General features: G+C 70.1%; 22 protein-coding genes and 1 tRNA gene. 11 read left to right on the top strand and 12 right to left on the bottom strand.

What is annotated here, in order from left to right:
• Window positions 1-48 precede the first annotated feature (48 nt).
• Window positions 49-1,875: a sensor histidine kinase gene (locus QQ657_RS18430; RefSeq protein ID WP_284743399.1), complete on the top strand. Its 1,827-nt coding sequence runs from the start codon at window positions 49-51 to the stop codon at window positions 1,873-1,875.
• On the top strand, window positions 1,815-2,471 hold the full coding sequence (locus QQ657_RS18425; protein ID WP_284743398.1) for a response regulator: 657 nt from the start codon (window positions 1,815-1,817) through the stop codon (window positions 2,469-2,471). Before QQ657_RS18430 ends, QQ657_RS18425 begins: the two co-directional genes overlap by 61 nt.
• Here QQ657_RS18425 and QQ657_RS18420 read toward each other — a convergent pair.
• A complete protein-coding gene (locus QQ657_RS18420) occupies window positions 2,468-3,787 on the bottom strand; it encodes an FAD-dependent oxidoreductase (RefSeq protein WP_284743397.1) in 1,320 nt (439 codons plus the stop codon). The two genes, QQ657_RS18425 and QQ657_RS18420, sit on opposite strands and share 4 nt — an antisense overlap.
• Window positions 3,788-3,899: 112 nt before the next feature.
• Here QQ657_RS18420 and QQ657_RS18415 point away from each other — a divergent pair, with 112 nt between their 5' ends.
• From QQ657_RS18415 to QQ657_RS18400, 4 genes are all read left to right on the top strand, one after another.
• Complete coding sequence (locus QQ657_RS18415; RefSeq protein WP_284743396.1) at window positions 3,900-4,544, top strand: aminodeoxychorismate/anthranilate synthase component II; 645 nt, start codon at window positions 3,900-3,902, stop codon at window positions 4,542-4,544.
• Window positions 4,541-5,332 carry an ABC transporter ATP-binding protein gene (locus QQ657_RS18410; RefSeq protein ID WP_284743395.1) on the top strand — a complete coding sequence of 264 codons (792 nt, stop codon included), beginning with the start codon at window positions 4,541-4,543 and terminating at the stop codon, window positions 5,330-5,332. The genes QQ657_RS18415 and QQ657_RS18410 overlap by 4 nt, the downstream gene beginning before the upstream one ends.
• Window positions 5,320-5,961: a hypothetical protein gene (locus QQ657_RS18405; protein WP_284743394.1), complete on the top strand. Its 642-nt coding sequence runs from the start codon at window positions 5,320-5,322 to the stop codon at window positions 5,959-5,961. The genes QQ657_RS18410 and QQ657_RS18405 overlap by 13 nt, the downstream gene beginning before the upstream one ends.
• A 98-nt stretch (window positions 5,962-6,059) precedes the next feature.
• Entirely contained in the window at window positions 6,060-6,377 is a 318-nt protein-coding gene (locus tag QQ657_RS18400; RefSeq protein ID WP_284743393.1) for an effector-associated constant component EACC1, read from the top strand.
• Between the two features lie 53 nt (window positions 6,378-6,430).
• Here QQ657_RS18400 and pknB read toward each other — a convergent pair whose 3' ends face one another.
• The 7 genes from pknB to QQ657_RS18365 all read right to left on the bottom strand — a co-directional run bounded on the left by pknB (window position 6,431) and on the right by QQ657_RS18365 (window position 15,868).
• The gene (pknB, locus tag QQ657_RS18395) at window positions 6,431-8,386 is read right to left on the bottom strand and encodes a Stk1 family PASTA domain-containing Ser/Thr kinase (RefSeq protein ID WP_284743392.1); all 1,956 of its coding nucleotides are present in this window, start codon (window positions 8,384-8,386) and stop codon (window positions 6,431-6,433) included.
• Window positions 8,383-9,717 (bottom strand): serine/threonine-protein kinase, encoded by a 1,335-nt coding sequence (locus QQ657_RS18390; RefSeq protein ID WP_284743391.1) that lies wholly within the window; start codon window positions 9,715-9,717, stop codon window positions 8,383-8,385. Before QQ657_RS18390 ends, pknB begins: the two co-directional genes overlap by 4 nt.
• 3 nt (window positions 9,718-9,720) lie before the next feature.
• The gene (locus tag QQ657_RS18385; protein WP_284743390.1) at window positions 9,721-11,190 is read right to left on the bottom strand and encodes a peptidoglycan D,D-transpeptidase FtsI family protein; all 1,470 of its coding nucleotides are present in this window, start codon (window positions 11,188-11,190) and stop codon (window positions 9,721-9,723) included.
• Window positions 11,187-12,674, bottom strand: a complete 1,488-nt coding sequence (locus QQ657_RS18380; RefSeq protein ID WP_284743389.1) for an FtsW/RodA/SpoVE family cell cycle protein — start codon at window positions 12,672-12,674, stop codon at window positions 11,187-11,189. The genes QQ657_RS18385 and QQ657_RS18380 overlap by 4 nt, the downstream gene beginning before the upstream one ends.
• Complete coding sequence (locus QQ657_RS18375; protein WP_284743388.1) at window positions 12,674-14,071, bottom strand: PP2C family protein-serine/threonine phosphatase; 1,398 nt, start codon at window positions 14,069-14,071, stop codon at window positions 12,674-12,676. Before QQ657_RS18375 ends, QQ657_RS18380 begins: the two co-directional genes overlap by 1 nt.
• Window positions 14,068-14,529, bottom strand: coding sequence for an FHA domain-containing protein FhaB/FipA (locus tag QQ657_RS18370; protein ID WP_003079002.1), 462 nt, complete (start codon window positions 14,527-14,529; stop codon window positions 14,068-14,070). The genes QQ657_RS18375 and QQ657_RS18370 overlap by 4 nt, the downstream gene beginning before the upstream one ends.
• 100 nt (window positions 14,530-14,629) lie before the next feature.
• The gene (locus QQ657_RS18365; protein WP_284743387.1) at window positions 14,630-15,868 is read right to left on the bottom strand and encodes an FHA domain-containing protein; all 1,239 of its coding nucleotides are present in this window, start codon (window positions 15,866-15,868) and stop codon (window positions 14,630-14,632) included.
• 131 nt (window positions 15,869-15,999) lie between these two features.
• Between QQ657_RS18365 and QQ657_RS18360 the strand changes: the two genes are divergently transcribed.
• Window positions 16,000-16,082, top strand: a tRNA-Leu gene (locus QQ657_RS18360).
• A gap of 162 nt (window positions 16,083-16,244) precedes the next feature.
• Here QQ657_RS18360 and QQ657_RS18355 read toward each other — a convergent pair.
• The 3 genes from QQ657_RS18355 to QQ657_RS18345 all read right to left on the bottom strand — a co-directional run bounded on the left by QQ657_RS18355 (window position 16,245) and on the right by QQ657_RS18345 (window position 18,332).
• Entirely contained in the window at window positions 16,245-16,985 is a 741-nt protein-coding gene (locus QQ657_RS18355) for a S1 family peptidase (protein WP_284743386.1), read from the bottom strand.
• A 115-nt stretch (window positions 16,986-17,100) separates the two neighbouring features.
• Window positions 17,101-17,853, bottom strand: coding sequence for a S1 family peptidase (locus tag QQ657_RS18350; RefSeq protein WP_284743385.1), 753 nt, complete (start codon window positions 17,851-17,853; stop codon window positions 17,101-17,103).
• A gap of 104 nt (window positions 17,854-17,957) precedes the next feature.
• Complete coding sequence (locus QQ657_RS18345; protein WP_284743384.1) at window positions 17,958-18,332, bottom strand: FKBP-type peptidyl-prolyl cis-trans isomerase; 375 nt, start codon at window positions 18,330-18,332, stop codon at window positions 17,958-17,960.
• Window positions 18,333-18,470: 138 nt separating this feature from the next.
• Here QQ657_RS18345 and QQ657_RS18340 point away from each other — a divergent pair, with 138 nt between their 5' ends.
• The 4 genes from QQ657_RS18340 (at window position 18,471) to QQ657_RS18325 (ending at window position 24,240) form a co-directional block, all read left to right on the top strand.
• Window positions 18,471-21,689 (top strand): penicillin acylase family protein, encoded by a 3,219-nt coding sequence (locus tag QQ657_RS18340; RefSeq protein WP_284743383.1) that lies wholly within the window; start codon window positions 18,471-18,473, stop codon window positions 21,687-21,689.
• A 91-nt stretch (window positions 21,690-21,780) separates the two neighbouring features.
• The gene (locus QQ657_RS18335) at window positions 21,781-22,821 is read left to right on the top strand and encodes a trans-sulfuration enzyme family protein (protein WP_284743382.1); all 1,041 of its coding nucleotides are present in this window, start codon (window positions 21,781-21,783) and stop codon (window positions 22,819-22,821) included.
• Between the two features lie 61 nt (window positions 22,822-22,882).
• Window positions 22,883-23,665, top strand: coding sequence for a hypothetical protein (locus QQ657_RS18330; RefSeq protein WP_284743381.1), 783 nt, complete (start codon window positions 22,883-22,885; stop codon window positions 23,663-23,665).
• Window positions 23,662-24,240 carry a class F sortase gene (locus tag QQ657_RS18325; RefSeq protein WP_284743380.1) on the top strand — a complete coding sequence of 193 codons (579 nt, stop codon included), beginning with the start codon at window positions 23,662-23,664 and terminating at the stop codon, window positions 24,238-24,240. Before QQ657_RS18330 ends, QQ657_RS18325 begins: the two co-directional genes overlap by 4 nt.
• On the opposite strand, the gene QQ657_RS18320 is transcribed toward QQ657_RS18325, so the two are convergent.
• Window positions 24,237-25,271: a patatin-like phospholipase family protein gene (locus tag QQ657_RS18320; protein WP_284743379.1), complete on the bottom strand. Its 1,035-nt coding sequence runs from the start codon at window positions 25,269-25,271 to the stop codon at window positions 24,237-24,239. The two genes, QQ657_RS18325 and QQ657_RS18320, sit on opposite strands and share 4 nt — an antisense overlap.
• Window positions 25,272-25,280 lie beyond the last annotated feature (9 nt).

Here is a 25,280-nt window from a genome sequence, read left to right as displayed (position 1 = left end):
CGCGGGCGGCGGTGGTCCGGCGAAGATCGGCGGGGAAGGAGGTGCCGGATGACGTACCTGCGTGCCCTCGGGCGGGCCTGCGCGCTGGCCGCGCTCGCGGTGGTCAGCTGGTTCGACGTGCTGGTCGAGCTGGTCGCCTTCGCGCTGCTGTGCGTCGGGCTGGTCTTCTTCCTCGGTCCCGCCATCGAGTGGGCCCGGCACCGCTCGGCGACGGCCCGGACGCTGGCCGCGCGCTGGTGCGGCGTCGAGATCGCGCCGCCGTACCGGCCCGAGCCGCCGGAGCCGGTGCGGGAGCGCGACGGCTGGTACCGCGACGGCAACACGCTCTACAAGCGGGCGTTCTGGATCCGCTGGAACCGCCGCTTCACGTGGGCCATGGAGGACCCGGCCGCCGGCCGCGAGTTCGTCTGGCAGGTGCTGAACCCGCTGGTCACGCTCCTGCTGCCGGTCGTGGTGCTGCTCGGCGGGCCGGTGGTGCTGCGCGGCTACGGCCGGTGGACGCGCTGGTGGCTCGGCCCGCGATCGGCCCCGGTCCGCTGCGAGGGGCGCTGGCTGAACCGCCGGCTCGAGTCGCTGGGACACCAGATGGGCATTCTCGCGCTGGGCGCGGTGATGTTCGTGTTCTCGCTGTGGCAGCTGGTCGTCGTCGCCGTCGCGATGCCGGTGGCGGCACCGGTGATCCTGTGGAGCCGCCGTTCGATCACCGACACGCTGCGCCGCGAAGCCGGCAACTGGACCGGCGTGCGGATCGCGCGGCCGTACCTGCCGCCGCCCAGCCTGCCGATACCCCGCCCGGACGGGCTCTACCAGGTCGGCAAGCAGCTGTACGACGAGCCGTTCTGGCCGGTCCAGCACGCGCGCACGCGGTGGGTCCTGCGCGACCGGGCCACCTGGCGGGACATGGCAGGCGGCATGCTGATCCCGCTCGTGTCGCTCCTCCTCGTGCTGCCCTCGGTCGCGCTGGTCGGGCGCGGCGCCGTCGGCCTCTTCACGCTGTGGGTGTGGCGGCCGTTCGTCTCCTCCCCGGTGAGGTGGTGGCCGTTCCCCGAGGTCTCGACGCACTTCGGCGCCGCCGTGCAGACGCCGGTGGCGCTCGCGATGATCGTCGCCGGGGTGGCGCCGGCGACGTGGCTGGTCCGGCAGCAGGCCCGCTTCGCGCGGGTTTGGCTGGGCCCGACGGACGCGACCCGGCTCGCCCAGCGCGTCGAACGGCTGAAGCAGACCCGCACGGACGTCACGGTCACGCAGGCGGCGGAGCTGCGGCGGATCGAACGCGACCTGCACGACGGCATCCAGTCGCGGCTGGTCGCGATGGGCATGAAGCTCGGCGCGGTCGAGGCGCTGGTGGACACCGACCCGGCGGCGGCGAAGCGGCTCGCGGCCGAGCTGCGCGCGTCGTCGTCGGAGGCGCTCACCGAGTTGCGGGTGCTGATCCGCGGCATCCACCCGCCGGTGCTGTCCGAGCGCGGGCTGCTGGACGCCGTGCGCGCACTGGCCTTGGACAGCCCGCTGAAGGCGCAGGTCACGGGCTCGCTGCCGGGACGCATCGAGGAGCCGGTGGAGGCGTGCACGTACTTCGCGGTGTCGGAGCTGCTGGGCAACGCGGCGAAGCACGGCGCGGGGACGGTGGCGATCGACGTCGGGTTCGCCGACGACCAGCTGACCGTGGTGGTGACCGACAACGGCAAGGGCGGGGCGAACCCCGCGCTGGGCTCGGGACTCCGCGGAATCGAGCGCCGGCTCGGCGGCTTCGACGGTAGGTTGACCCTGACCAGCCCGATCGGCGGGCCGACCAGGGCGACCGTGGAGATCCCGTGCCAGATCGACCCAGAACCGTTGTCGCCGAAGACCAGTACCTCCTCCGAGACGGCTTGACGCATCTCTTGGCGGCTCACGGCTTCGACGTCGTCGCGGCGGTCGGCAGCGGTCCCGAACTGGCGGCGGCACTGCGTGAGCACCGGCCCGATGTGTCCGTTGTGGACGTTCGCATGCCCCCGACGAACACGGACGAAGGCCTGCAGGTGTCCTTGGCGGCTCGCCGCGAGATGCCGGGGTTGCCGATCTTGGTGCTGTCCCAGCACGTCGAGCAGCTGTACGCGCGCGAACTCCTGGCCGACGGCACGGGCGCGATCGGCTACCTGCTGAAGGACCGGGTGTTCAACGCGGACCAGTTCATCGACGCGGTCCGCCGGGTGGCGGCCGGCGGCACGGTGATGGACCCCGAGGTGATCGCGAAACTGGTGGCGGGCAACGCCTCCGACCCCCTGGCGGCGTTGACGCCCCGGGAGCGCGAGGTGCTTTCCCTGATGGCGGAGGGCTGTTCCAACGCGGCGATCGCCGGACGGCTGCACTTCAGCGAAGGCGCGGTCGGCAAACACACGGCGAACATCTTCCAGAAGCTCGACATCTCGGCTTCGGACGACACGAACCGCCGCGTGCTCGCCGTGCTGGCGTACCTCGGTGCCGGTTAGCCGCGCGAAACCCGCGTCATCTCTTCGCGCTCGACGACCTTGATCCGCTCACGACCGGCCGCCAAGCCCAGCGACTTCTCGTGCGCGTCGAGCTTGCCCCAGCCTTCCCACGTCGTGAACGGGATTCCGCGCGCCGCCAGGAAGTCGAGGATCGCGTCCGGGGAGGCGTACTTCGGGGCCGTCAGGGTGTCCGCGTCCGACAGCAGGCTCGCGATCGTCTCCGCCGCGTCGCCCTTCGTGTGGCCGATCAGGCCCACCGGTCCGCGCTTGATCCAGCCCGTCACGTACACGCCCGGGAGCTGGTTCTCGTCCAGGTCCAGCACGCGGCCGGCCTGGTTCGGGACCACGCCGCCGACGTGGTCGAACGGGAGCTCCGGCAGGTGCGACGACAGGTAGCCCACCGCGCGGTACACCGCCTGGACGTCCCAGTCGTGGAACTCGCCCGTGCCGCGCACGTTCCCGTCTCCGGTCAGCTCGGTGCGTTCCGTGCGCAGGCCGGAAACGCGGCCGTCCGTGCCGAGGACTTCCGTCGGCGAGTGGAAGAAGTGCAGGTGCAGCCGCTTCGGGCGCGAGCCGGGCTCGCGGATCGCCCACTCCTGCAGCGTCTTCACGACCATGTCGATCTGCTTCGACGCCCGCAGCGCCGCGATGCTGCCGTCGTCGAACTCGATGTCCTCCGGGGACACGATGACCTCGACGTTCGGCGAGTGGTCCAGCTCGCGCAGCTCCAGCGGCGTGAACTTCGCCTGGGCCGGGCCGCGGCGGCCGAACACGTGCACGTCGGTGATCGGGCTGGTCTTCAGTCCCTGGTAGACGTTGTCCGGGATGTCCGTGGTCAGCAGCTCGTCGGCCGTCTTCGCGAGGATGCGCGCGACGTCCAGCGCCACGTTGCCGACGCCGAGGACCGCGACCGAAGACGCGGTCAGCGGCCAGGTGCGCGGCACGTCCGGGTGGCCGTCGTACCAGGACACGAAGTCCGCGGCGCCGTGGCTGCCGTCCAGGTCGATGCCCGGGATGCCGAGCGCGCGGTCGGCGGACGCGCCGGTCGAGAAGACGACCGCGTCGTAGAACTCGCGCAGCTCGTCGAGCTTGATGTCGGTGCCGTAGTCGATGTTGCCCAGCAGGCGGATGTTCGGCTTGTCCAGGACCTTGTGCAGGGCCGTGACGATGCCCTTGATGCGCGGGTGGTCGGGGGCGACGCCATAGCGGATCAACCCGAAAGGCGCGGGCATCCGCTCAAAGAGGTCGATCGTCACGTCGGCGTCGGACTTGTCCAGGATGTCGGCGGCGTAAATGCCCGCGGGACCAGCGCCCACGACGGCTACGCGAAGAGATCGGCTCACACCCTCCACGGTAAGTTAGGTTGCCCTAACCTAAAATGTGATTTACGGTACGGTCCACTAGTTGAGAGCCGGTAAGCTCGCCGCCATGCGCGTTCTCGTCGTCGACAACTACGACAGCTTCGTCTACAACCTGGTCCAGTACCTGGCCCAGCTCGGCGCCGACTGCACGGTCTGGCGCAACGACGTCGTGGACCTCGACCGCGTGCCCGAGTTCGACGCCGTGCTCGTCTCGCCCGGCCCGGGGACACCCGAACGCGCTGGTCAGAGCATGGATGTCGTCCGCAAGTGCGCCGAGACGCGCACGCCGATGCTCGGCGTCTGCCTCGGCCACCAGGCGCTCGGCGTCGTCTACGGCGCGACCGTCGACCGCGCGCCCGAGCTGCTCCACGGCAAGACGAGCCAGGTCCGCCACACCGGCGCCGGTGTCCTCAAGGACCTGCCCGAAGAGTTCACGGCCACCCGATACCACTCCCTGACCGTGTTGCCCGACACCATCCGGGACGACGTCTTCGAGGTCACCGGCCGCACGGAGTCCGGCATCGTGATGGGCATGCGCCACCGCGAGCTGCCGCTGGAAGGCGTCCAGTTCCACCCCGAGTCGGTGCTCACCGAGGGCGGCCACCGGATGCTGGCCAACTGGCTGGCGGCGGCCGGTCATCCCGTCGACCCGGCCCGGGTGAACGAGCTCGAGCGCGCGACCAAGGCGCTCCAGAAGGCCGCTGTTGCGTGATCCGGCTCGAGGGAGTCGGCAAGCGGTACGGGCGCGGTGACTTCGTCCTCCACGACGTCGACCTGAGCATCGAGCCCGGGCGCGTAGTCGGCGTCCTCGGCAGCAACGGCTCCGGCAAGTCGACGCTGCTGCGGATCATGGCCGGCGTCTCGCACCCGACCACCGGCACGCTCACCGGCGCCCCGCGCATCGGCTACCTGCCGGACCGCTTCCCGGCCGGCCAGCGCATGGGTGCGCGGGCGTACCTGCGGCACATGGCGCGCATCCACGGGCTCGCCGACCTCTCGGTGATCGACCCGCTGCTCGAGCGGCTCGCGCTGGTCGGCGGTCCGACGGCGCCGCTGCGCACACTGTCCAAGGGCAACGCGCAGAAAGTCGGGCTCGCGCAAGCCGTCATGGTGCGGCCGGACCTGCTGATCCTCGACGAGCCGTGGTCCGGGCTCGACGTCGGGACGCACGCCATCCTCGGCGAGGTCGTCGCCGAGACGCGGGCGCGCGGCGCGAGCGTCGTGTTCACCGACCACCGGCCGCAGGTGGTGCACGACCACGCCGACGTCGTCCACCTCATGAACGACGGCCGGCTCACGGCGGAGAGCGCCGAGCCGACGACGCGGATCGTGCTGCGCGGCCACGGAACCGAGTGGGCGGACGAGCCCGGCGTGCGGCACGCGGTCCTCGAGGGCGCCCAGGTCGCGCTCACGGTCGAGGTCGCCTCGGTGGACGCGGTGCTGCTGCGGGCGTTGAAGGACGGCTGGTCGGTGCGGGAGGTGGCGCCGTGCTCGCCCTGACCCGCTACTACCTGGCTCTGCTCGGTCATTCGCAGCGGTACCTGCCGGCGCTGCTGGCTTACCTCGCGCTGTGCGTGATCCTTTACGCAGACCCGCATTCGCCGCCGTTGCCGCTGTTCGGCGTGAGCGCCGGCGGGCTGCTCGTCGTGTCGTGCTGGCTGACGATCGCGCTGCTCGACATCGAGGATCCGGTGCAGCGGCTGGTCACCCTGAGCCACGCGCGGCAGTGGCGGCGGATGATCACCGGCGCGATCCTCACGGTGCTGGCGTTTTCGGTGGTCCTCACCGTGATCACCGAGGCGTGGTCGGCGCTCAAGTCGTTCAAGTTCCAGCCGTCGGCGCTGGGCATCGGCCTGCTCGCCCACCTCGCGTGCGCGCTGCTGGGCATCGCGATCGCCCTGCCGTGCTCGCGGCTGCTCGTGCAGCGGGTCGGCTGGACGGTGCTCGCCGCCGTCGTCACGTTGATCGTCGTGCTGCTGGCGAAGATCCCGCTGGTCCACCCGCTGCTGCACGCCCTGACCGACGAGGAACCGGTCGCCGGCCCGCTCGTCTTGGCGGTGGTGACGTCGGCGGTGGTGCTCGCCGCGAGCTTCTTCGTCGTGGCGCGGCTCGTTCATCGTCGTTCCTGAGTGCAATTTGCAATCTTCAATTTCCGTAGCGGGGTTCCGGCGGGTGCTCGGAGCCGACTAGGGTTCGGGTCCTTCGGTTCTGGGCGAAGGGAGCACGGGTGACGGCTGGGATCGTCGCGATCACCGGGCCGGACTCCGACGGCGAGCTCCAGGACCTGGCCGCCTGGCTGCGCGGCGAGGACGAGCTCCGCGGCCGCGTCCAGCTGTTCGACGCCGTAGTGGTCGGCGTGACGAGCAATTCCGCCGGCGTTTTCTGCCGTTCATTGTTCGCCTGGCTCCGGCGCTACCGCGAAGGCCGCGTCTCCCTGAAGGTCAAACGCTCGGGAGCAGCCGAAGAACTGGAGCTCGACTGCGGTCCCGCGAGCGACGCCGAACAGGTTCTCGGTGCTGTCCAAGGATTTCTCGACAAAGCCTGAACAACGAAGAAGGCCCGCACGGCGAACCGTGCGGGCCTTCTTCGTGGAATCCGCTACTGACCGCCCGTCGACGTCGGGAACAACGGTTCCGACACTCCGACGGTGATGTTCTGGTCCTTGTCGATCTGCGTACCCGGTGACACGCTCTGCTTGGTGATCGTGCCTTCCGGTTTGTTGCTGGTCCGGTCGGCCTGCTCCCGGAGCTGCCCGTTCCAGCCCATGCTCTGCAGCTTCGCGTTGGCGTCTTCGGGCGTCATGCCGACCAGTTGCGGCATCTCGATCTTGTTGTCCGGCTGGCCCGACGACACGGTCAGTGTGATCTGGCTGCCGGCCGGCACCGACCCACCGACCGGGATCTGCTGGATGACCTGGTCCTTCGGCTGGTCGGACTGCTGGTCCACCCGCTTCACGGTGAACCCGAGACCGGTGAGCGTGGAGTTGGCGTCGCTGAAGGACTTGCCGATCACGCTCGGGACCTGCTTCTGCTGCTTGCCCTTGCCGATCGAGATGGACACGCTCTGGCCCTGCTGGACCTCGCTGTCCGCCTGGGGGGTCTGGCTGACGACCTTCCCGACCTGGTCCTGGTCGTTGGTGTCGACCTCCTGCACCGACTGGTTCAGGGTGAGGCCGACTTCCTTCAGCTTCGCCTCGGCGTCGTCGTGGCTGAGGCCCTTGAGCTCCGGCACCTTCACCTTGCCCGGTGCCGTGCCGATCGTGAGCGTGATCTGCGCCGTCGTGGCGACCGGCGTGCCGACGTCGGGGGTCAACGAGATGACCTGGTTGACCTGGTCGTTGGTGCACGGCGTGTTCCCGCTCGCGTCCGGCACCCCGCAGGGCACCGTCTTGTTGGGCGCGAAGTTGTTGAAGCCCTTCTCGCGCAACGTGTTCTTGGCCGCCAGCTCCGACTGTCCCTTGACGTCCGGGATCGCCACCGTGCCCGTTTCGTCGCCGCCGCCCTTGAAGGACCCCGACAGCCACATGATCAGCAGCACCGCGCCCAGCACGAACACCGCGGCCAGCGCGGCCAGGATCGTCCGCCGGCGGCGCTTGGCCTTCGGGTCTTCGTCGTCCGGGGCGTCGTACTCCTCGTAGCGCTGCGGCTGCCGCCGGTCGGTGTTCATCACCTGCGTGCGCTCGTCCTCGGACATCACCATCGGTGCCGCCGGGCGTTGGCCCGAGAGCGTGCGCACCAGGTCCGAGCGCATCTCCGCCGCCGACTGGTAGCGGTTCGCCGGGCCCTTGGCCAGCGCCTTCAGCACGACCGCGTCCAGCTCCGGCGCCACCGCCGGGTTGACCGACGACGGCGGGCTCGGGTCTTCCCGGACGTGCTGGTAGGCGACCGCGACCGGGGAGTCCCCGGTGAACGGCGGCTCGCCCGTGATGAGTTCATAGAGCACGCAACCGGCGGCGTAGACGTCGGAACGGGCGTCGACCGACTCACCGCGGGCCTGCTCCGGCGACAGGTACTGCGCCGTGCCGATCACCGCGGCGGTCTGGGTCATCGCGGACTGGCCGTCGTGCATCGCGCGCGCGATGCCGAAGTCCATCACCTTGACCGCGCCGTTCTTCGTGATCATCACGTTGGCCGGCTTGACGTCGCGGTGCACGATGCCGTGGCGGTGGGAGAAGTCCAGCGCCGCGCAGACGTCGGCCATGACCTCCATGGCGCGCTTCTGCGACATCGGACCCTCGGTCTTGACGATGTCGCGCAGTGTCCGGCCTTCGACGTACTCCATGACGATGTACGGCAGCGGGCCGAACTCGGCGTTCGCTTCACCGGTGTCGTAGACCGCGACGATCGCCGGGTGGTTCAGCGCGGCGGCGTTCTGCGCTTCACGGCGGAAGCGCTCCAGGAACTGCGGATCCCTGGCGAGATCGGCACGGAGGATCTTGATCGCGACTTCCCGGCCCAGACGCACGTCGTGGCCGTGATGGACCTCGGACATGCCTCCGTAGCCGAGCGTTTCGCCCAGCTCGTACCGGTTGGAGAGCAGTCTGGGTGTGCTCATCTCTGGGTGCCGTTCCATTCCGTCCAAGGTGTGGTCATGATGCCTTGCTGGCCATCGTCGGTCGTGCCGGGAGAATCCGCCGGGAACGCGCTCGATACGGGCGATTCCTCCGCGGGCGGCTGTCTGCCCGGGACCACCTGGCTCGTCTGGCTGGTGTGTGGTGGCGAGCCCGAGCTGCCGATCATCTTCGCCACCAGGACTATGGCCGCCACCAGGACAACGAGCAGGATGGCCGCGAGGAGCGCCCACCAGCCCCACTGGGACTTCTTCCGGTGCACCGGAAGCATGGCCGGGCGCAGCACGGGCCGGGACGGCGGGCCGATGGCGACCATCGGGTTCACCGCAGGCGACGGCGGGCCGACCGGCATGTGCTGCTGCTGCGGGACCGGCTGCTGCTGCACCGGTTGCTGCACCGGCTGTTGCTGCTGCGGTTGCTGCACCACCGGCTGCTGGCCCGTCGCGTACGTGGCGTTGACCAGCCCACGCGGCGTCGGCAGCGGCATCCCGGCGCGGACCGCGGCGACGGCGGCCGCGAACTCGCCGCCGCTGTTGTAGCGCTGCCGCGGGTCCTTCACCAGGGTCGCCTCGATCACCGCGCGCGCGGCGGGCGGGACGTCCGGCGGCAGCGGCGGCGCGATGTCGCGGATGTGCATCATCGCGACCGTCACGGCGTTCTCGGACAGGAACGGCCGGTGCCCGGCGAGGCACTCGTAACCGCACACCGCCAGCGAGTAGACGTCGGACGCCGGCTCGGCCGGGTGCCCGAGCGCCTGCTCCGGCGCGATGTAGTGCGCCGTGCCCATGACCATGCCGGACCGGGTGACCGGGGCGGCGTCGGCCGCCTTCGCCACGCCGAAGTCGGTGATCTTCACCTGGCCCGCCGACGTCACCAGGATGTTGCCCGGCTTGACGTCCCGGTGGACCAGGCCCTGTTCGTGCGCGGCCTGCAGCGCGTTGCCCGCCTGCTCGAGCATGTCGAGCGTGAACTCCGCCGACAGCCGCCCGTGCTTGGCCAGCAAGCCGGCCAGCGGGTCGCCGTCGACGAGCTCCATCACCAGGTACGCGATCGACAGGTCACCGTCGAAGATGGTCTCGCCGTAGTCGTGCACCGCGGCGATGCCGGGGTGGTTCAGGGACGCCGTCATCCGCGCTTCGGTGCGGAAGCGGTGGAGGAACTCGGCGTCGCCGGAGAGTTCGGCCTTGAGGATCTTGACGGCGACGGTCCGGTCCAGCCGGGTGTCGCTGGCCTGCCAGACCTCACCCATCCCGCCGACGGCGATCCGGCTCGTCAGCTTGTACCGCTCGGCCAGCAGGTGACCGGAGGACAGCATGCGCTATCCACCCCCGAGTTTCGCGTTGATCGCCGCGCGGCCGATCTCGGCGGCGACCGAGCCGCCGGTGGCCGCGAGCCCGCGGTTACCGCCGTCTTCGACGATGACGGCGACCGCGATCTGCGGGTCGTTCGCCGGGGCGAAGGCGGTGTACCAGGCGTGCGGGAAAGTGTTCTTGGAGTCCGTGCCGTGCTCGGCGGTGCCGGTCTTCGACGCGATCTGGATGTCCGCGCGCTTGCCGCCACCCTTGGTGAAGCCCTCGGAAGCGATCATCATGTCCTTGAGGATCGCGGCGTTCGACGACGAGAGTGCCGCCGTGCCGGTGAGCTCGGTGGGACTGTAGTCCTCGATGGTCGAGAGGTCCGGCGCCAGTACCGACTGCACCAGCTGTGGCTTCATCGCCATCCCGCCGTTGGCCACGGTGGCCGCGAGGAGGCAGTCCTGCAGCGGGGTCAGCCGGACGTCGCGCTGGCCGATGCCGCTCTGGTAGAGCGCGCCCTGGGAGTCGAGCGGGCCCACCGTCGACGGCGCCACCTTCATCGGCACGGTCAGGTCGGTCTGCCCGATGCCGAAGTTCGCCGCCGTCTTCTTCATCTTGTCCGCGCCGAGCTGGCCCGCGAACTCCGCGAACGGCACGTTGCAGGAGTGCGCCAGCGCGTCCTTGAACGTGTTCCCCGGGCAGGTCTCGCCGGCGTAGTTCTCGAGCGTGACGCTCGTGCCGGGCAGCTTCGTGTTCGGCGCCGGGTTGACCGGGGTGTCCGGGCCCTTGCCGTCTTCGAGCACGGCCGAAGCGGTGACCAGCTTGAACGTCGACCCCGGCGGGTAGGTCTCCGAGATCGCCCGGTTCAGCATCGGGTTCTTCGGGTCCTTGACGTAGGAGTTCCAGGCGTCGGTCTGCGCCTTCGACGTGTGCGACGCCAGCTTGTTCGGGTCGTACGACGGCGTCGACACCATCGCCAGGATCCGGCCGGTCTTGGGCTCCAGCGCCACGACGGCGCCGGTGTAGTTCCGCTGCGTCATCAGGTCGTACGCGGCCTTCTGGACGGCCGGGTCGATGGTCAGCCGGACGTTGCCGCCGCTGGGGTCGCGGCCGGTGACCATGTCCGACAGCCGGCGCACGAACAGCCGCGGGTCCGAGCCGTTGAGGACGTCGTCCTCGGAGCGCTCGAGCCCGCCGGAGCCGTAGTTGATCGAGTAGTAGCCGGTGACCGGGGCGTACATCGGCCCGTCGACGTAGGACCGGGTGTACTTGTACTTGTCGTTCGACGGGTCGACCTTCGCCAGCACTTCGCCGTTCGCCTGCGAAACGATCTGGCCGCGCCGGCGGGCGAACTCGTCGTAGAGGACCCGCGCGTTGCGCGAGTCGGTGCGGTAGTCGTCGGCCTTCACCACCTGGATGTAGGTGGCGTTCGCCAGCAGCAGGACGACCATGACGAGCATCGCCATGCCGACCTTGCGCAGCGGGGTGTTCATGCCTGGGCGCCCCCGTCCGCCGGCGGGCGCTGCACGAGCACGGTGTGCGCCTCGGCGATCGGTGCCTGGGGCTGGGCCTGCGGCTTCGGCCGCGCCGCGGGCCGCCGGGCGGCGTCCGAGACGCGGAGCAGCAGCGCGACGAGGATGTAGTTCGCCAGCAGCGACGAACCACCCTTCGACAAGAAGGGAGCGGTGATACCGGTCTCCGGGATGAGTTTCGTGACCCCGCCGACGACGACGAAGATCTGCATGACCATGGTGAACGCCAGCCCGCCGCCGAGCAGCTTGCCGAACGTGTCCCGCACCGCGAGCGCGCTCCGCATGCCGCGCATCGCGACCAGCAGGTACAGCATCAGGACGGCGGCGAGGCCGATGAAGCCGAGCTCTTCGCCGATCGCGGCGGTGATGAAGTCGGTGTTCGCCTCCGGGACCATGTCCGGGCGCCCGGCGCCGAGGCCGGTGCCCCCGATGCCGCCGGTGCCGAGCCCGAACAGGCCCTGCGCGATCTGGTAGCCGCCGCCGAGCTTGTCGTAGGTGGCCAGCGGGTCCAGCCAGTTGGCGACGCGCTGCTGGACGTGGGTGAAGAGGTTGTAGGCGATCAGGCAGCCGCCGACGAAGAAGCTCAAGCCCAGGACGACCCAGATGATCCGCTCGGTCGCCACGTACAGCATCATCAGGATGACGCTGAAGAACAGCAGCGACGTGCCGAGGTCCTTCTCGAACACCAGGATGCCGATGCAGGCGACCGCGGCGATGAGGATCGGGCCCAGGTCACGCGCGCGCGGCAGCTCGACACCGAGGAACTTCTTGCCCGCCACCATGAACAGGTCGCGTTTCGACACCAGGAACGAGGCGAAGAAGATCATCAGCAGGATCTTCGCGAACTCGCCCGGCTGGATCGAGAAGCCCGGCAGCTTCAGCCACACCTTGGCGCCGTTGACCTCGGACAGGCTCGACGGCAGCAGCGCCGGCAAGGCCAGCGCCACGATCCCGACCAGGCCCGCGGTGTAGCCGTAGCGGGTCAGCGTGCGGTGGTCGGTCACGAAGACCAGCACTGCGACGAAGAACGCCAGCGAGATGACCGTGAACAGCACCTGGGCGGTGACGGCGGGGGTGTAGTCCTTGCCGTTCTGCGCGGCGCGCTCCGCCAGTGCCAGGTCGATCCGGTGGATCATCACCAGGCCGATGCCGTTCAGCAGCGCGACGCAGGGGAGCAGCACCGGGTCCGCGTACGGCGCCCACTTGCGCACCGCCAGGTGCGCCGCGGCGAAGATCGCGAGGTAGGCGAGGCCGAGCCAGACGATCGACCAGGTGAGCTGCTGCTCCTGGTTCGCCTCCACCAGCACCAGGGCGATGGTGACGATGAACGCGGCGAACCCCAGCAGCACCAGCTCGGTGTTGCGGCGGGTCGGGACGTCGCGCGGCGGGTTCGTCTGGAACTGCGCGGCGAGCGGCTCGGCGGCGCGCGCGGCGGGCTGGCTCATCAGTTACCGCCTCCCGTCGTCGGTGCCGTCGAACTCGGCGTCGAGCAGTCCCTCCCCGCTGGCTGGTTCGCCGACGACGGAGCAGTGGAGCCGGCCGGGGCCGACGGTGTGGACGTCGGCGAGACCGTGGGGGTCGGCGTCGGGGACGGCTGGCCGCCCGCCGGCGCGCAGTTGTTCAGGCGCTTGTGCAGTTGCAGGAAGTCGTCGATGTACTTCCGGGCGTCGTCGAGGCTGTCCTTCTTGACGCCGTTCTGCACCGCCAGCCGCGCGTCTTCCTGGAGCTGGTCGACGCGCAGCTTGTCCGTGCACACCTGGTTCGGCGGGCACGAGCCCTGCTCGTAGGTGTGCAGGTCGATGCCGAGGATGCTGCCGGGAACGCCGCGGTAGATCACGACCTCCTGGTCCGCACCTTCGCCGACATAGTACTGACTCAGGACGAAGTACCGGGTGGCGATGGCGGCCGCGGCGAGCACGATCAGGACCACCAGCGCCCCGGCGAGCCAGCGGAACCGCTTCCGGCGCTTGGCCTTCGGATCTTCGCTCGGCTGCGGCAGCTCGGGCCGCGGCTGCGGCGCCGGCTGCGTGAGTGCCCTGGCCCGCGCCGCGGGCGAGTCGCCCTGGTGCAGCTCGTCGCTGCCGTCCCCGGCGGCGCCGCCCACGATGGGCGCGTCCTCACCGAAGTCGACGTCGACGACGTCGGCGATGATCACCGTGACGTTGTCGGTGCCGCCGCCCTTGAGCGCCAGCTCGATCATCCGGTCCGCGCACTGCTGCGGGTCCGGGATCTGCACGGCCTCGGTCAGCGTTTCGTCGCTGACCATGCCGGACAGGCCGTCCGAGCAGATCAGGTACCGGTCGCCGGAGCGGGCTTCGCGCACGGTCAAGCTCGGCTCGACCTCGTGCCCGGTGAGCGCCTTCAGCAGCAGCGACCGCTGCGGGTGCACCGCGGCTTCCTCGGGCGTGATCCGGCCTTGTTCGAGCAGTTCGTTGACGAAGCTGTCGTCGCGCGTGATCTGCGCGAACTGACCGCCTCGCAGGAGGTAGGCGCGCGAGTCGCCGACGTGCACCAGCCCCAGCCGGGTGCCGGCGAACAGGACGGCGGTGAGCGTGGTGCCCATGCCGTCCAGGTCCGGGTCCTGCGAGACGAGTTCGGCGATCGCGGCATTGCCGTTCGCCACCGCCTCTCGCAGCTGGGCGAGCAGGTCGTCGCGGGGTTCGTCGTCGTCGAGCGGCGCGAGCGAGGCGATGACGACCTTGCTGGCCACCTCACCCGCCGCGTGGCCACCCATACCGTCGGCGAGCGCGAGCAGGCGAGGGCCGGCGTACACGGAGTCCTGGTTGCTCGAACGCACCAGGCCCCGGTCGCTGCGGGCTGCGTAGCGGAGGACGAGAGTCATGGGCGAAGCTCGATCACCGTCTTGCCGATCCGGATGGGGACTCCGAGCGGGACCCGGAGGGGTGCAGTGACCTTAGCCCGGTCCAGATACGTGCCGTTCGTCGAGCCCAGATCTTCCACGTACCAGTCCTCACCGCGCTGGGCGATCCGGGCGTGCCGGGTCGACGCGTAGTCGTCGTCGAGCACCAGCGTGGAGTCGTCGGCACGGCCGATCAGGATCGGCCGTCCGTCGAGCGCGATGCGGGTTCCGGCCAGCGCACCATGGGTCACCAGCAGCTGCTGCGGCGACTTGCTGTTGCGCGGCTTCTTCTCTTTCTTGCGTCCGAAGGTCGGCACCTGGACGCGCATACCCGACGCCGCGTAGAGGTCCGAGCGGACGACTCTGAGCGCGGCGAACACGAAGAGCCAGAGCAGCACGAGGAAGCCCACCCTGGTGAGTTGTACGACCAGCTCTGGCACTTGGTGTGTCCGCTCCCGACTCGTCCGTGCAGCCGCGACGCGGGTACGCCGCGGTCCCCCCGCACGTCAATTCTGCGGGAACAGTATTCCGTGCCCCCAGTCAGCCCTGTGTACGGAACACGAGGGACGAGTGCCCCACCCGGATGACGTCGCCATCCGCGAGCTGCCAGGTCTGGACCGGAGTGCCGTTCACGGTCGTGCCGTTGGTCGAACCGATGTCGGCGAGCGTCGCGCTCTGGCCGTCCCAGGTGATCTCCAGGTGCCGGCGCGAGACGCCGGTGTCCGGGAGGCGGAAGTCCGCGTCCTGGCCGCGGCCGACGACGTTCCCGCCCTGCTTCAGCGAGTACGTCCGGTTCGAGCCGTCGTCGAGCTGCAGGCTCGCCGCGAGCTGGCGCCCGGCCGCGGGCGGGGCGTACCCACCCTGCTGCTGGGCGTACGGGTCGGCACCGGCCGGCTGGCCGTACGCCTGCTGCTGCCCGTACTGGTCGTAGCCGCCCTGCTGCTGGCCGCCGTACTGGTCGTAGCCGGGCTGCTGCTGGCCGGCGTACTGGTCGTACCCGCCCTGCTGGTAGCCACCCTGCTGCTCGTAGCCGCCCTGCTGGGGCTGGGCGTAGCCACCCTGGTCGTAGCCGGGCTGCTGGGCCTGGCCGTAACCCTGGTCGTAGCCGCCCTGCTGGGGCTGGGCGTAGCCGCCCTGCTCGTAGCCACCCTGCTGCTGGGCGTAACCCTGGTCGTAGGCGCCACCCTGCTGCGGCTGGCCGTACTGGTCGTAGCCGCCCTGCTGCTGGCCGTAACCCTGGTCGTACCCGGGCTGCTGGCCACCCTGCTGTCCGTAGCCGTACTGGCCCTGCTGGCCGTACGGGTCACCCTGGTCGTATTGGCCGTAGCCGGGGGGCTGGCTCATTGCTGGGTCTCCTGCGTTGCTGGGTCGTGCCGACCGCGGTGAACCGGCGCCTGAGGGGCGGGCGTCGGGATCGACGGACGAACGGGTCTTGAACTGTCCAGTATGCAGCGCCTCGTTGCGCTCGAGTGATACGACGACGTCACCATAGGTGTCCAGGCCTTCGGCGGCGAGGTGTTCCGCCACCGCCTTGGCCAGCACCTGGGTGACCCGTTGCTCGTCACCGGCCATGCGCTCGTGGTCAGCCGCCCCCAGGGACACGATGTAGTGATTGGGGGCGAGCTGCCGACCGCCTGCCAGCTCACGAACGTTCTCCTCACTCTCCCGCTCCAGGGCGATCGCCACTTCCTGCGTGACGACGTTGCCACCGAACATGCGCGCGAAAGTGTTCCCCACCAGGTTCTCGAGGCGTCTGTCAAAACGCTCGACGCGGCTCACCGGGGAAAACCTCCTCACACGTGTGCTTCCGCTATCGATCCTATCCGGGTGAGCGAGCCTCGACACGGCCCCCGGTGAAACCGGTGCAAACGACCTGCTAGTCTTCTCCTCGCTGTCGCAGAGAAGCACTCGGGCGAGTGGCGGAATGGCAGACGCGCACGGTTCAGGTCCGTGTGTCCGAAAGGACGTGAGGGTTCAACTCCCTCCTCGCCCACGCTGTTCAGGGGCCCCGGCTGACGCCGGGGCCCCTTTTCCGTTGGCCCTATATCTCCCGGGGGGCCGAGCCCCCCGGACCCCCCACGGTGCCTTACTCAGGTGGGGAATATCACCCGTTTGGCTCTGCGTGGTGTTCGCTCACGGCGGAGTTCGAGGTGTATCAAGCGGTCGTTTTGGCGATCCAGGCCGCCAGGATGTCGGCGCGGCTCGTCGTTTCGATGCCCGCGTGGGGGCAGCCCGGGCCCGTCGCCTCCAGGGCCACGAGTTCGGTCCCCGTGAAGTAGGGGGCTCCTGAGTCGTACGTGCACGCGCTCGTCGTGATCTCGGGAGCCGCGCCGCGGACGCCCAGGGTCGCCGGCTCCACCTTGGCCACCGCCACCGTGCCCTGCTGCATGCGGGAGGCCGGCTTGGGGTCGGTGCCCGTCAGGCTGCCCCAGCCCGCCAGGGTCAGCTGCTGTCCGACCTTCGGCACCGTGCGGTTCACCTTGAGGGGCTGGACCGTCGTCACCGCGGTGTCGAGCTTCACCAGTGCCACGTCGTTCTCTTTGGCCTGGACCACCTCGATCACCTTGCGGGCGACGCCGGATTCGGTGGCTTCGTCGACCAGCCCCAGCGTCGCCGTCGTCGGGTACGGGACCTTGCCCGAGACGCGGTTGCGGTTCGCGTCGTGGAAGCAGTGGCCGGTGGTCAGGACCCAGGCGGGGGCGATCAGGGAGCCGGTGCAGTAGCTGCTGTAGGTCGAGCCGTCCGGGCGCGGGATCTTCGTCATCGCGAGCTTCGCGACGAACCCGAACTGCCCCGGCGGGACGTCCGAGCCGTGGGCGACCCCTGGCGCGGCCAAGGCGGCAGGGGTGGCGGTGATGGTCAGGACAGCAGCGGCGAGCAGAGCGCGCAGGCGCATTCTTCCCCTTCGTCGAGTCGATGATCGACGTTCGACGTTAGGGCCGGGGCGCTCCCCGCGGAATTCCCTGGCCGGGCGTCACCCGATGGCCCACCGGGTGACGCCCGGAAGGAGGTCAGCCGATGTGCGAAGCGATCCAGTCCGCGACGACGTCCACGCGAGCCGTGGTCTCCGCCTGGTCGTGGGGGCAGTCCGGCCCATCGCTCTCGACCGAAACGATCCGGCCGCCCTTGCCCGACGGGACGAAGTACGGCGCACCGGAGTCGTACGTGCACGCGCTCGTCGTCGACGTCGGGGCGAAGCCCTTCACTCCCACGTACTGCGGGTCGACCGTCGCGACCTTCATCTGGCCCTGCTGCAGCTTCGTGCCCGGCGTCGGGTCGACGGAGGTGAGGGCGCCCCAGCCGGCGAGCGTGACTTTCTGGTCGATCGAAGGCGTCCGGCGGTTGAGCGTCAGCGGCTCGATGCCGAAGACCGGCTCGTCGAGCTCCGCGATCGCGATGTCGTTGCTCGGCGACTGGTACACCGTCACGACGTTGCGGGTGACGCCCGGCTTGTCCACGGTCGTCGTGCCCAGCAGGACCGACGTCGGGTACGGGACCGGGCCGGACACCGGGTTGCGGGCCGCGTCGTGGAAGCAGTGGCCGGCCGTGATGATCCACTTCTTGGCGATCAGGGAACCCGAGCAGGCGCTGTTGTACTTGGTGCCGTCGGGCTTCGGGATGTCCGTCATGGTCAGCTTCGCGGCGAACTTGAACGTCCCCTGCGGGACGTCGGAGCCGTTGGCCACGGCCGAAGCCGGTGCCGCGGTGACCACCGCCGCGGCGAGCGCGAAGAGCGTTGCGGAGAGCAAAGCGCGAGTGTGCATGGGAAAAACCCCCGGATCAGGGCCGGCTTCGAGAGCCGGCGACGGGGGCGAGGGTAGCGAAAAACGAAAAGGCGGTGGCGGGAATCCCCGCCACCGCCGGAAAGTCAGTTAACGCCGACCAGGTCGACGACGAAGATGAGGGTCTCGCCCGGCTTGATGACGCCGCCCGCGCCGCGGTCGCCGTAGCCCAGGTGCGGCGGGATGACGAGCTTGCGCCGGCCGCCGATCTTCATCCCGGCGACACCCTGGTCCCAGCCGGAGATGACCTGGCCGGCACCGAGGCCGAAGCGCAGCGGCTCGCCGCGGTTCCAGGACGCGTCGAACTCCTCGCCGGTCGAGTGCGAGACACCGACGTAGTGCACGGTGACAGCCTTGCCGGGCGTGGCCTCCGTGCCGTCACCGACCGTGATGTCGGTGATCTCGAGGTCGGCCGGAGGGTTGCCCTCGGGGCGGTCGATCTGGGGCTTTTCCAAGGTCATGGCACTCACCGTACCCACGCGCGCGAGGCTGCGCCGAACGGACTACGTCCAAGGGCTGAAAAACGCGAAAAGTCTTCACACTTGTCCTACTGGTGGGTAGCGTGCGCTTCGTCACTCTCCTTGACCGAGGGAGCCTTGATGCGACGCGGCATCCGCACCTTGACCTTGACGGCTTTGGCGGGCTTGGTCGCCGGGCTCACCCAGGTCGCTGTCACCGCTCCGGCCGCCGAGGCGGCCGCGGCGCCCAACGACTACTGCGGCGGGCAGTGCAGCGACATCCTGCCGCCCGGCGAAAACGGCAGCGCCACCCTCGCGGACATCCTGGCGCACAAGGTGCTCGGCACCCGCCCGGCGCACGCGAGCGACCAGCTCGGCAAGTACTCGTCCCTGGCCGGCGGCTACCAGACGCTGACCACCGGGGCGATCAACCAGTACTTCAACGACTCGTCGTTCGGCGTCGCCGCCGACCAGGTCGCCAGCACGATCCAGCCGCGCTCCGACGTGACGATCGTGCGCGACAAGTCCCTCGGCGTCCCGCACATCACCGGCACCACGCGCGCCGGCACCGAGTTCGGCGCCGGGTACGCGGCCGGGCAGGACCGGCTGTGGCTGATGGACGTCCTGCGCCACGCCGCCCGCGGCCAGGTGACGTCGTTCGCCGGCGGCGCCGAGGCCAACCGCGAGCTGGAGCAGAGCTTCTTCGCGAACGCGCCCTACACCGAAGCCGAGCTGCAGAAGCAGATCGACAACGTCGCCGCGAGCGGCCCGCGCGGCGCGCAGGGCCTCGCCGACGCGCAGGCGTACGTCGACGGGATCAACAAGTACATCACCGACTCCCACAGCGGCCGCTACTTCCCGGGCGAGTACGTCCTCACCGGGCACGTCGACGCGATCACCAACGCCGGCACCATCGACCCGTTCAAGCTGACCGACCTGGTCGCGCTCGCCTCGCTGGTCGGCGCCGAGTTCGGCGCCGGCGGTGGCGGCGAGGTGCAGAACGCCGTCGCGAAGCTGGCGCTGCAGGAGCAGTACGGCGCCACGCAGGGTGAGAAGGTCTGGCAGAGCCTGCGGTCCGAGGACGACCCCGAGGCCGTCAAGACCCTGCACGACGGCCAGAACTTCCCGTACGGCAAGACCCCGGCCAACGCCGTCGGGCAGGCCCTGCCGGACAAGGGGTCCGTGACGCCGCAGCAGCTGGTGTTCGACAAGACCGGCTCGGCGTCCACCGCGACGCCGTCCACCGTGGACGTCCCGGCGCCGGCCGCGCAGGAGCCCGCCCGCGGGATGTTCGACAACGGCGTGCTGCCGGGCGACATGCTGACCGACAAGCACGGCATGTCGAACGCGCTCGTCGTGTCCGGCTCGAAGACCGCCAGCGGCCACCCGGTCGCCGTCTTCGGCCCGCAGACCGGGTACTTCGCGCCGCAGCTGCTCCTGCTGCAGGAGCTGCAGGGCCCGGGCATCAGCGCCCGCGGCGCGGCCTTCGCCGGGCTGAGCATGTACGTGCTGCTGGGCCGCGGCCAGGACTACTCGTGGAGCGCGACGACGTCGGCGCAGGACATCATCGACACCTACGCGCTGAACCTGTGCGACCCGAGCGGCAAGGCGCCGACGAAGGACTCGAACTACTACACCTACCAGGGCCAGTGCGTGCCGATGGACACCGTGGAGGTCAAGAACTCCTGGAGCCCGACGGTCGCCGACGGCACCGCGGCCGGCTCGTACACCTTGCGCAGCTACCGGACGAAGTACGGCCCGGTGGCCAGCCGGGCGACGGTCGGCGGCAAACCCGTGGCGTACGCGCAGCTGCGGTCCTCGCTCTTCCACGAGGCCGACTCGCTGATCGGCTTCCAGGAGCTGAATGACCCGGGCTACGTCAAGTCCGCGGCGGACTTCCAGAAGGCCGCGGCCGACATCAACTTCACGTTCAACTGGTTCTACGCCGACTCGAAGGACATCGCGTACTTCAACTCCGGCGCCAACCCGGCTCGGCAGTCCAATGTGGACCCGAACATGCCGGTGTGGGGTGACCAGGGGCACGACTGGACCGGCTGGAACCCGAACGGCAACGTCGCGAACTACACCCCGGCGTCGCAGCACCCGCAGTCGGTCAACCAGGACTACTACGTCAGCTGGAACAACGCGCAGGCCAACGGCTACGCGGCCGCCGGTGCGGACAAGTCCGCCGTGCACCGCGTCGACCTGCTCGACTCGCGCGTGAAGCAGCTGATCTCCAGCGGCACCAAGGTGACCCGGGTCAACCTGACCCAGGCGATGGAGGACGCCGCGCTGTCCGACCTGCGCGCCGAGCGCGTCCTGCCGCTGCTGCTGCAGGTGCTCGACAAGACGCCGACCACCGGTGCGGCGGCCGACGCCGAGGCGAAGCTCAAGGCGTGGCTGACGCACGGTCAGCAGCGCAAGGAGACTTCGGCGGGCAGCAAGGCCTACGCCGACGCCGACGCGATCCGGATCTTCGACGCCTGGTGGCCGCTGCTGGTCCAGGCCGAGTTCAAGCCGGGCTTGGGCGACAACGCCTACAACGCGATGACGGGCGTGCTGGGCATCAACGAAAGCCCGTCCGGCTTCCAGAACGGCAACGGCCAGCACACCGGCCAGCCGCACAAGGGTTCGTCGTTCCAGTTCGGCTGGTGGGGTTACGTCAGCAAGGACATCCGGCAGGTGCTCGGCCAGCCGGTCGCGGGCCCGCTCGGCCAGACGTTCTGCGGCGGCGGCAACGTCACCACGTGCCGCCAGGCGCTCGTCGACTCGCTGACCACCGCCGCCGGCCAGGCCGCGAACACCGTCTACCCCGGTGACGCGAGCTGTTCCGCAGGTGACCAGTGGTGTGCCGACACGATCGTGCACAACGCGCTCGGCGGCATCACGCAGGACAAGATCAGCTGGCAGAACCGCCCGACGTTCCAGCAGGTCGTCGAGTACACCGCCCACCGCGGGGACAACATCGCGAACCTCGCGCCGGGGAAGACGGTCAGCGCCACGAGCGCCGAGACGGGCTTCTACCCCTCGCCGGCGTCGAACGCGATCGACGGCAACGCTTCGACCCGCTGGGCCAGCGACTGGAGCGACGACCAGGCGATCACCGTCGACCTCGGTTCGGTGCAGCAGGTCTCGCGGGTGGCGTTGAGCTGGGAATCCGCGTACGGCAAGAGCTACCAGATCCAGACCTCGCCGGATGCGGTGAACTGGACGGACGCGGCGGTCGTCACGGACGGGAACGGCGGGCAGGACAACGTGTCCTTCACACCGACGCAGGCCCGGTTCGTGAAGCTGCAAGGCGTCCAGCGAGGCACGAAGTACGGGTACTCGCTCTACGAGTTCGAGGTGTACTCGCACTGAAGGAGCCAGGCCGGTTCGCCCCTGGACGCGGGGGCGAGCCGGCCGTCTTCGTCACAGTGACCGGGGGATGACCTGCGGTTACCGTGATCGCATGGACGACTGGACGCCCCGCACCAAGGCCATCACCGCCGGCCGGCCGCACGGCCCCGGCGAGCCGCTGAACACCCCGCTCGTCGCCACCAGCACCTACCGGGCCGGTGGCGACTCCGTCTACGCGCGCGGTGACGGGACGCCGACCTGGCACGCGCTCGAAGAAGCCGTCGGGGCGCTGGAAGGTGGCCACGCGACGGCGTTCGCGTCCGGTGTCGCGACGCTGTCCGCGGTGCTGGACCTGCTGCCGGTCGGGTCGCGGGTGGTCGTGCCGACGTTCAGCTACGCCGTGACGCGCGGGGTGCTCGCCCACGCGCAGAAGCTCGGCAAGCTCGCCGTCACCGAGCTCGAGCCGACCGACACCGCAGCTTGGGTCGCCGAAGCCGCGACGTCCGATCTCGTCTGGCTCGAGTCGCCGACCAACCCGACCCTCGACGTCATGGACATCGAGATGATCGCCGCCGCCGCGCGCGGCCGGGTCGTCGTCGACAACACCTTCGCGACGCCGTTGCAGCAGCGGCCCCTCGAACTCGGCGCCGACGTCGTCGTGCACAGCGCGACCAAGCTGATCGGCGGGCACAGCGACCTGCTGCTGGGCATCACGGTGGCCAAAGACCCGGCCGTCGCGGCCGAGCTGAAGGGCGCGCGGACCCGCGTCGGCTCGACGCCGGGCGCGCTCGAAGCGTGGCTCGCGCTGCGGGGCCTGCGGACCATGCCGGTCCGGCTGGCCGAGCAGTCCCGCACCGCCGCGCTGCTGGCCGGGCGCCTCGGCGAGCACCCCGCGGTCCGGCGGGTGCGCTACCCGGGCTTCGGGATGATGGTCTCCTTCGACCTGGCCGACGCCGAGGCCGCCGACCGGTTCTGCGCGTCGACCCGGCTGATCGTCCCGGCGACCAGCCTCGGCGGTGTGGAAAGCCTGGTCGAACGGCGGGCGTGGCTCCCCGGCGAGGAGCGCGTCCCACCGGGGCTGGTCCGGTTCAGCGTCGGTCTCGAGGATCCTGACGACCTGTGGCGGGACCTGAACACCGCGTTAGCGGAGTAACGCCGGTCGACAAATCGTCGATAGTCGCGGCATCGCAGTTCAACCGCCGTTGGGAGTCATCGTGGGTAGAACGCTGAACCGGGTCGCGGGAGTCGTTTCCGCGGCGGTGCTGGCCACCTTCGTCGCCGCGCCGGTCGCGCTGGCGCAGGAGACGGACACCACCGCGCCCGAGTCGCCGACCACGACCGCCACGTCGGAGACGACGACCACCACGGCGCCGAGCACTTCGGAAACCACCACTCCGGTCACGACCACGGAGACCACGTCCGCGGACCCGACGACCGGCGTCACCACGACCAAGCCGCCGAAGACCACGACCACCACGTCGGACGAGTCCGAGCCGCCGGCGGACGACTACCAGGACAACACCGGCGCCGGTGTGGTCGGCGTCGGCGGCGAAGGCAGCCTCACCATCAACTGCGCGGCCGGCGCACCCGGGAACGTGGCGACCCAGTACCTGGACGTCACCGGCGGCCCGGACCAGGACGGGGCCGACGGCCGGATCTGGCACTACTCCGTGCGCGTCGCCCAGCTGCCGCCGGGCACGACCACCGGCAAGTTCAGCTGGACCTGCGCCGGCGTCGACGGAGAGGGTGTCGTCACCTTCGAGCAGGCGCCGCCGCCGGAGACCAGCACCACGAACCCGCCGACCACCACCAGCGTGCCGACCACCACCAGCACGCCGGCGAGCACCACCAGCGTGCCGTCGAGCACCGCGCCCGTCACCACCGCGCCCGTCACCACGGCGACCTCGGCCGCTGCCGGCAACGCCGCACCGAAGGCCCAGGTCAAGGTCACGCCCAAGGGCGGGATCGAGACGGGCTTCGGCGGCACGGCCCGGTGAACGTCCGCCGGGCAGCCGTCGCGGTCGCCCTCGCGCTGACGCTGGCCGGCTGCAGTTCCGCGACGGAACCACCCAAGGCGGCAGCGCCGGTGCCGTCGTCGGTTCCGGTGACCGCGCCGTTCAAGGGCCTGCGGCCGACGTCGGTGAAGATCCCCAAGATCGGCGCCGACTCCAGCCTCATCTCGGTGGGCCTCAAGACCGACGGCTCGATTTCCGTGCCGTCGGTGCACAAGCCGATGCAGGCCGCCTGGTACCAGCTCTCGCCCGTGCCCGGCGACGTCGGCCCGGCCGTCGTGCTCGGGCACGTCGACGGCGACAAGATGCCCGGCATCTTCTACAAGCTCAAGGACCTCGTGCCCGGCGACGAAGTCGACATCGACCGCAGCGACGGCAAGAAGCTGAAGTTCGTCGTCGACCGCGTCACGCAGGTCCAGAAGGACACGTTCCCGAAGGACGCCGTGTACGGCAACAGCGACAAGCCCGAGCTGCGCCTGATCACCTGCGGTGGCGTCTTCGACCACGCCGCGCACAGCTACAAGGACAACATCGTCGTCTACGCGAACCTCGCGGCCTAGACACCGCCCGGGTACGGGAACTCCGGCCGCACCGTCGAACCGGGACAGACCCAGCGCCGCATCCCGGCGTCGCAGACCGCGTACCCCCAGTTGACCAGGCGGTCCTGCACCTGCTCGGACGTCCGGGACAGCCGCGTCTTCGTCTCGGCCAGCTCGCGGGTCCGTTCGATCGGCGCCGGCAGCGCGTCCGGCAGCTCGAAGTGCGTGATGTCGCTGTAGGTCGCCCAGTACGTGCCGGCGAACTGCTTGTCCTGGTAGGACTTCAGCAGCGAGCCGGTGCGCAGCTCGCGGACCTGGTTGTCCATCACGGTCAGCACGCGGAACAGCTGCATCGGCCAGTTGTGCTTCGGCCGTTCCTCGTGCTTCATCTTCTTGCCCGCGTCGCTGACCAGGACGGTCGCGCGCTGGTTCTCGATCGGGTCGAGGCCGAGGTTGTCGTACACGCCCGCGTCGCTGAGCACGATCTTGCGGTCCGGCTGGTGCGGATCCGGGATCACGACCGGCGAGAGCAGCGGCGGGAAGGCCGACGACGCCGCGACCGCGGTCGCCAGCGGTACCTGCCCGTGCGGGCCGGGCTGCCGGAAGAACCACCACAGCGAGCCGTCCTGCAGGCTGGTCGCGGTGAACACGAAGTTCGGGCCGGCCGGGTCGAGGTCCGCGAGGCGGCAGTCGCCGAAGAGGTGCTTCGCGTAGCGGCGGGCCAGTTCCTCGCCGGCACTGCGCCACGGCATCACCATGGCCTTCAGCGTCACCGGGACGTCGAGGTTGGTGCGGGCCAGTTTCCGCAGCGGCTGCACGACTTCCTTGCCGAAGTTCTCCGCGACGCCGTCTTCGCCGAACCACAGCTTGTGCCACGCGTGCGCCAGGACGCCGGCGGCGATCGAACCGCCGGAGACGCTCGAGACGGTGGTCAGCTTCGGCAGCCAGCCGAGTTCGTTGAGCCGCCAGAGCGCGCCGGCGTGGAAGAGCATCGCGCGGTAACCGCCCCCGGACAGCGCGAGCCCGACGCCGTCCCGTTTCGCCGTGTCCATCCAGCCCAG

The sequence above is a fragment of the Amycolatopsis ponsaeliensis genome, from assembly GCF_030182635.1.
Taxonomy (GTDB): Bacteria; Actinomycetota; Actinomycetes; order Mycobacteriales; family Pseudonocardiaceae; genus Amycolatopsis; species Amycolatopsis ponsaeliensis.
Note: the sequence above shows the minus strand (reverse complement) of the source record. Positions and strands in the feature narration are given on the sequence as shown.

Coding starts and splice junctions, on each gene's coding strand:
- QQ657_RS18390 (WP_284743391.1), bottom strand. CDS start 9,717: ATGCTGTCCTCCGGTCACCTGCTGGCCGAGCGGTACAAGCTGACGAGC.
- pknB (WP_284743392.1), bottom strand. CDS start 8,386: ATGAGCACACCCAGACTGCTCTCCAACCGGTACGAGCTGGGCGAAACG.
- QQ657_RS18320 (WP_284743379.1), bottom strand. CDS start 25,271: ATGGACACGGCGAAACGGGACGGCGTCGGGCTCGCGCTGTCCGGGGGC.
- QQ657_RS18385 (WP_284743390.1), bottom strand. CDS start 11,190: ATGAACACCCCGCTGCGCAAGGTCGGCATGGCGATGCTCGTCATGGTC.
- QQ657_RS18355 (WP_284743386.1), bottom strand. CDS start 16,985: ATGCGCCTGCGCGCTCTGCTCGCCGCTGCTGTCCTGACCATCACCGCC.
- QQ657_RS18415 (WP_284743396.1), top strand. CDS start 3,900: ATGCGCGTTCTCGTCGTCGACAACTACGACAGCTTCGTCTACAACCTG.
- QQ657_RS18335 (WP_284743382.1), top strand. CDS start 21,781: ATGGACGACTGGACGCCCCGCACCAAGGCCATCACCGCCGGCCGGCCG.
- QQ657_RS18430 (WP_284743399.1), top strand. CDS start 49: ATGACGTACCTGCGTGCCCTCGGGCGGGCCTGCGCGCTGGCCGCGCTC.
- QQ657_RS18375 (WP_284743388.1), bottom strand. CDS start 14,071: ATGACTCTCGTCCTCCGCTACGCAGCCCGCAGCGACCGGGGCCTGGTG.
- QQ657_RS18380 (WP_284743389.1), bottom strand. CDS start 12,674: ATGAGCCAGCCCGCCGCGCGCGCCGCCGAGCCGCTCGCCGCGCAGTTC.
- QQ657_RS18350 (WP_284743385.1), bottom strand. CDS start 17,853: ATGCACACTCGCGCTTTGCTCTCCGCAACGCTCTTCGCGCTCGCCGCG.
- QQ657_RS18345 (WP_284743384.1), bottom strand. CDS start 18,332: ATGACCTTGGAAAAGCCCCAGATCGACCGCCCCGAGGGCAACCCTCCG.
- QQ657_RS18340 (WP_284743383.1), top strand. CDS start 18,471: ATGCGACGCGGCATCCGCACCTTGACCTTGACGGCTTTGGCGGGCTTG.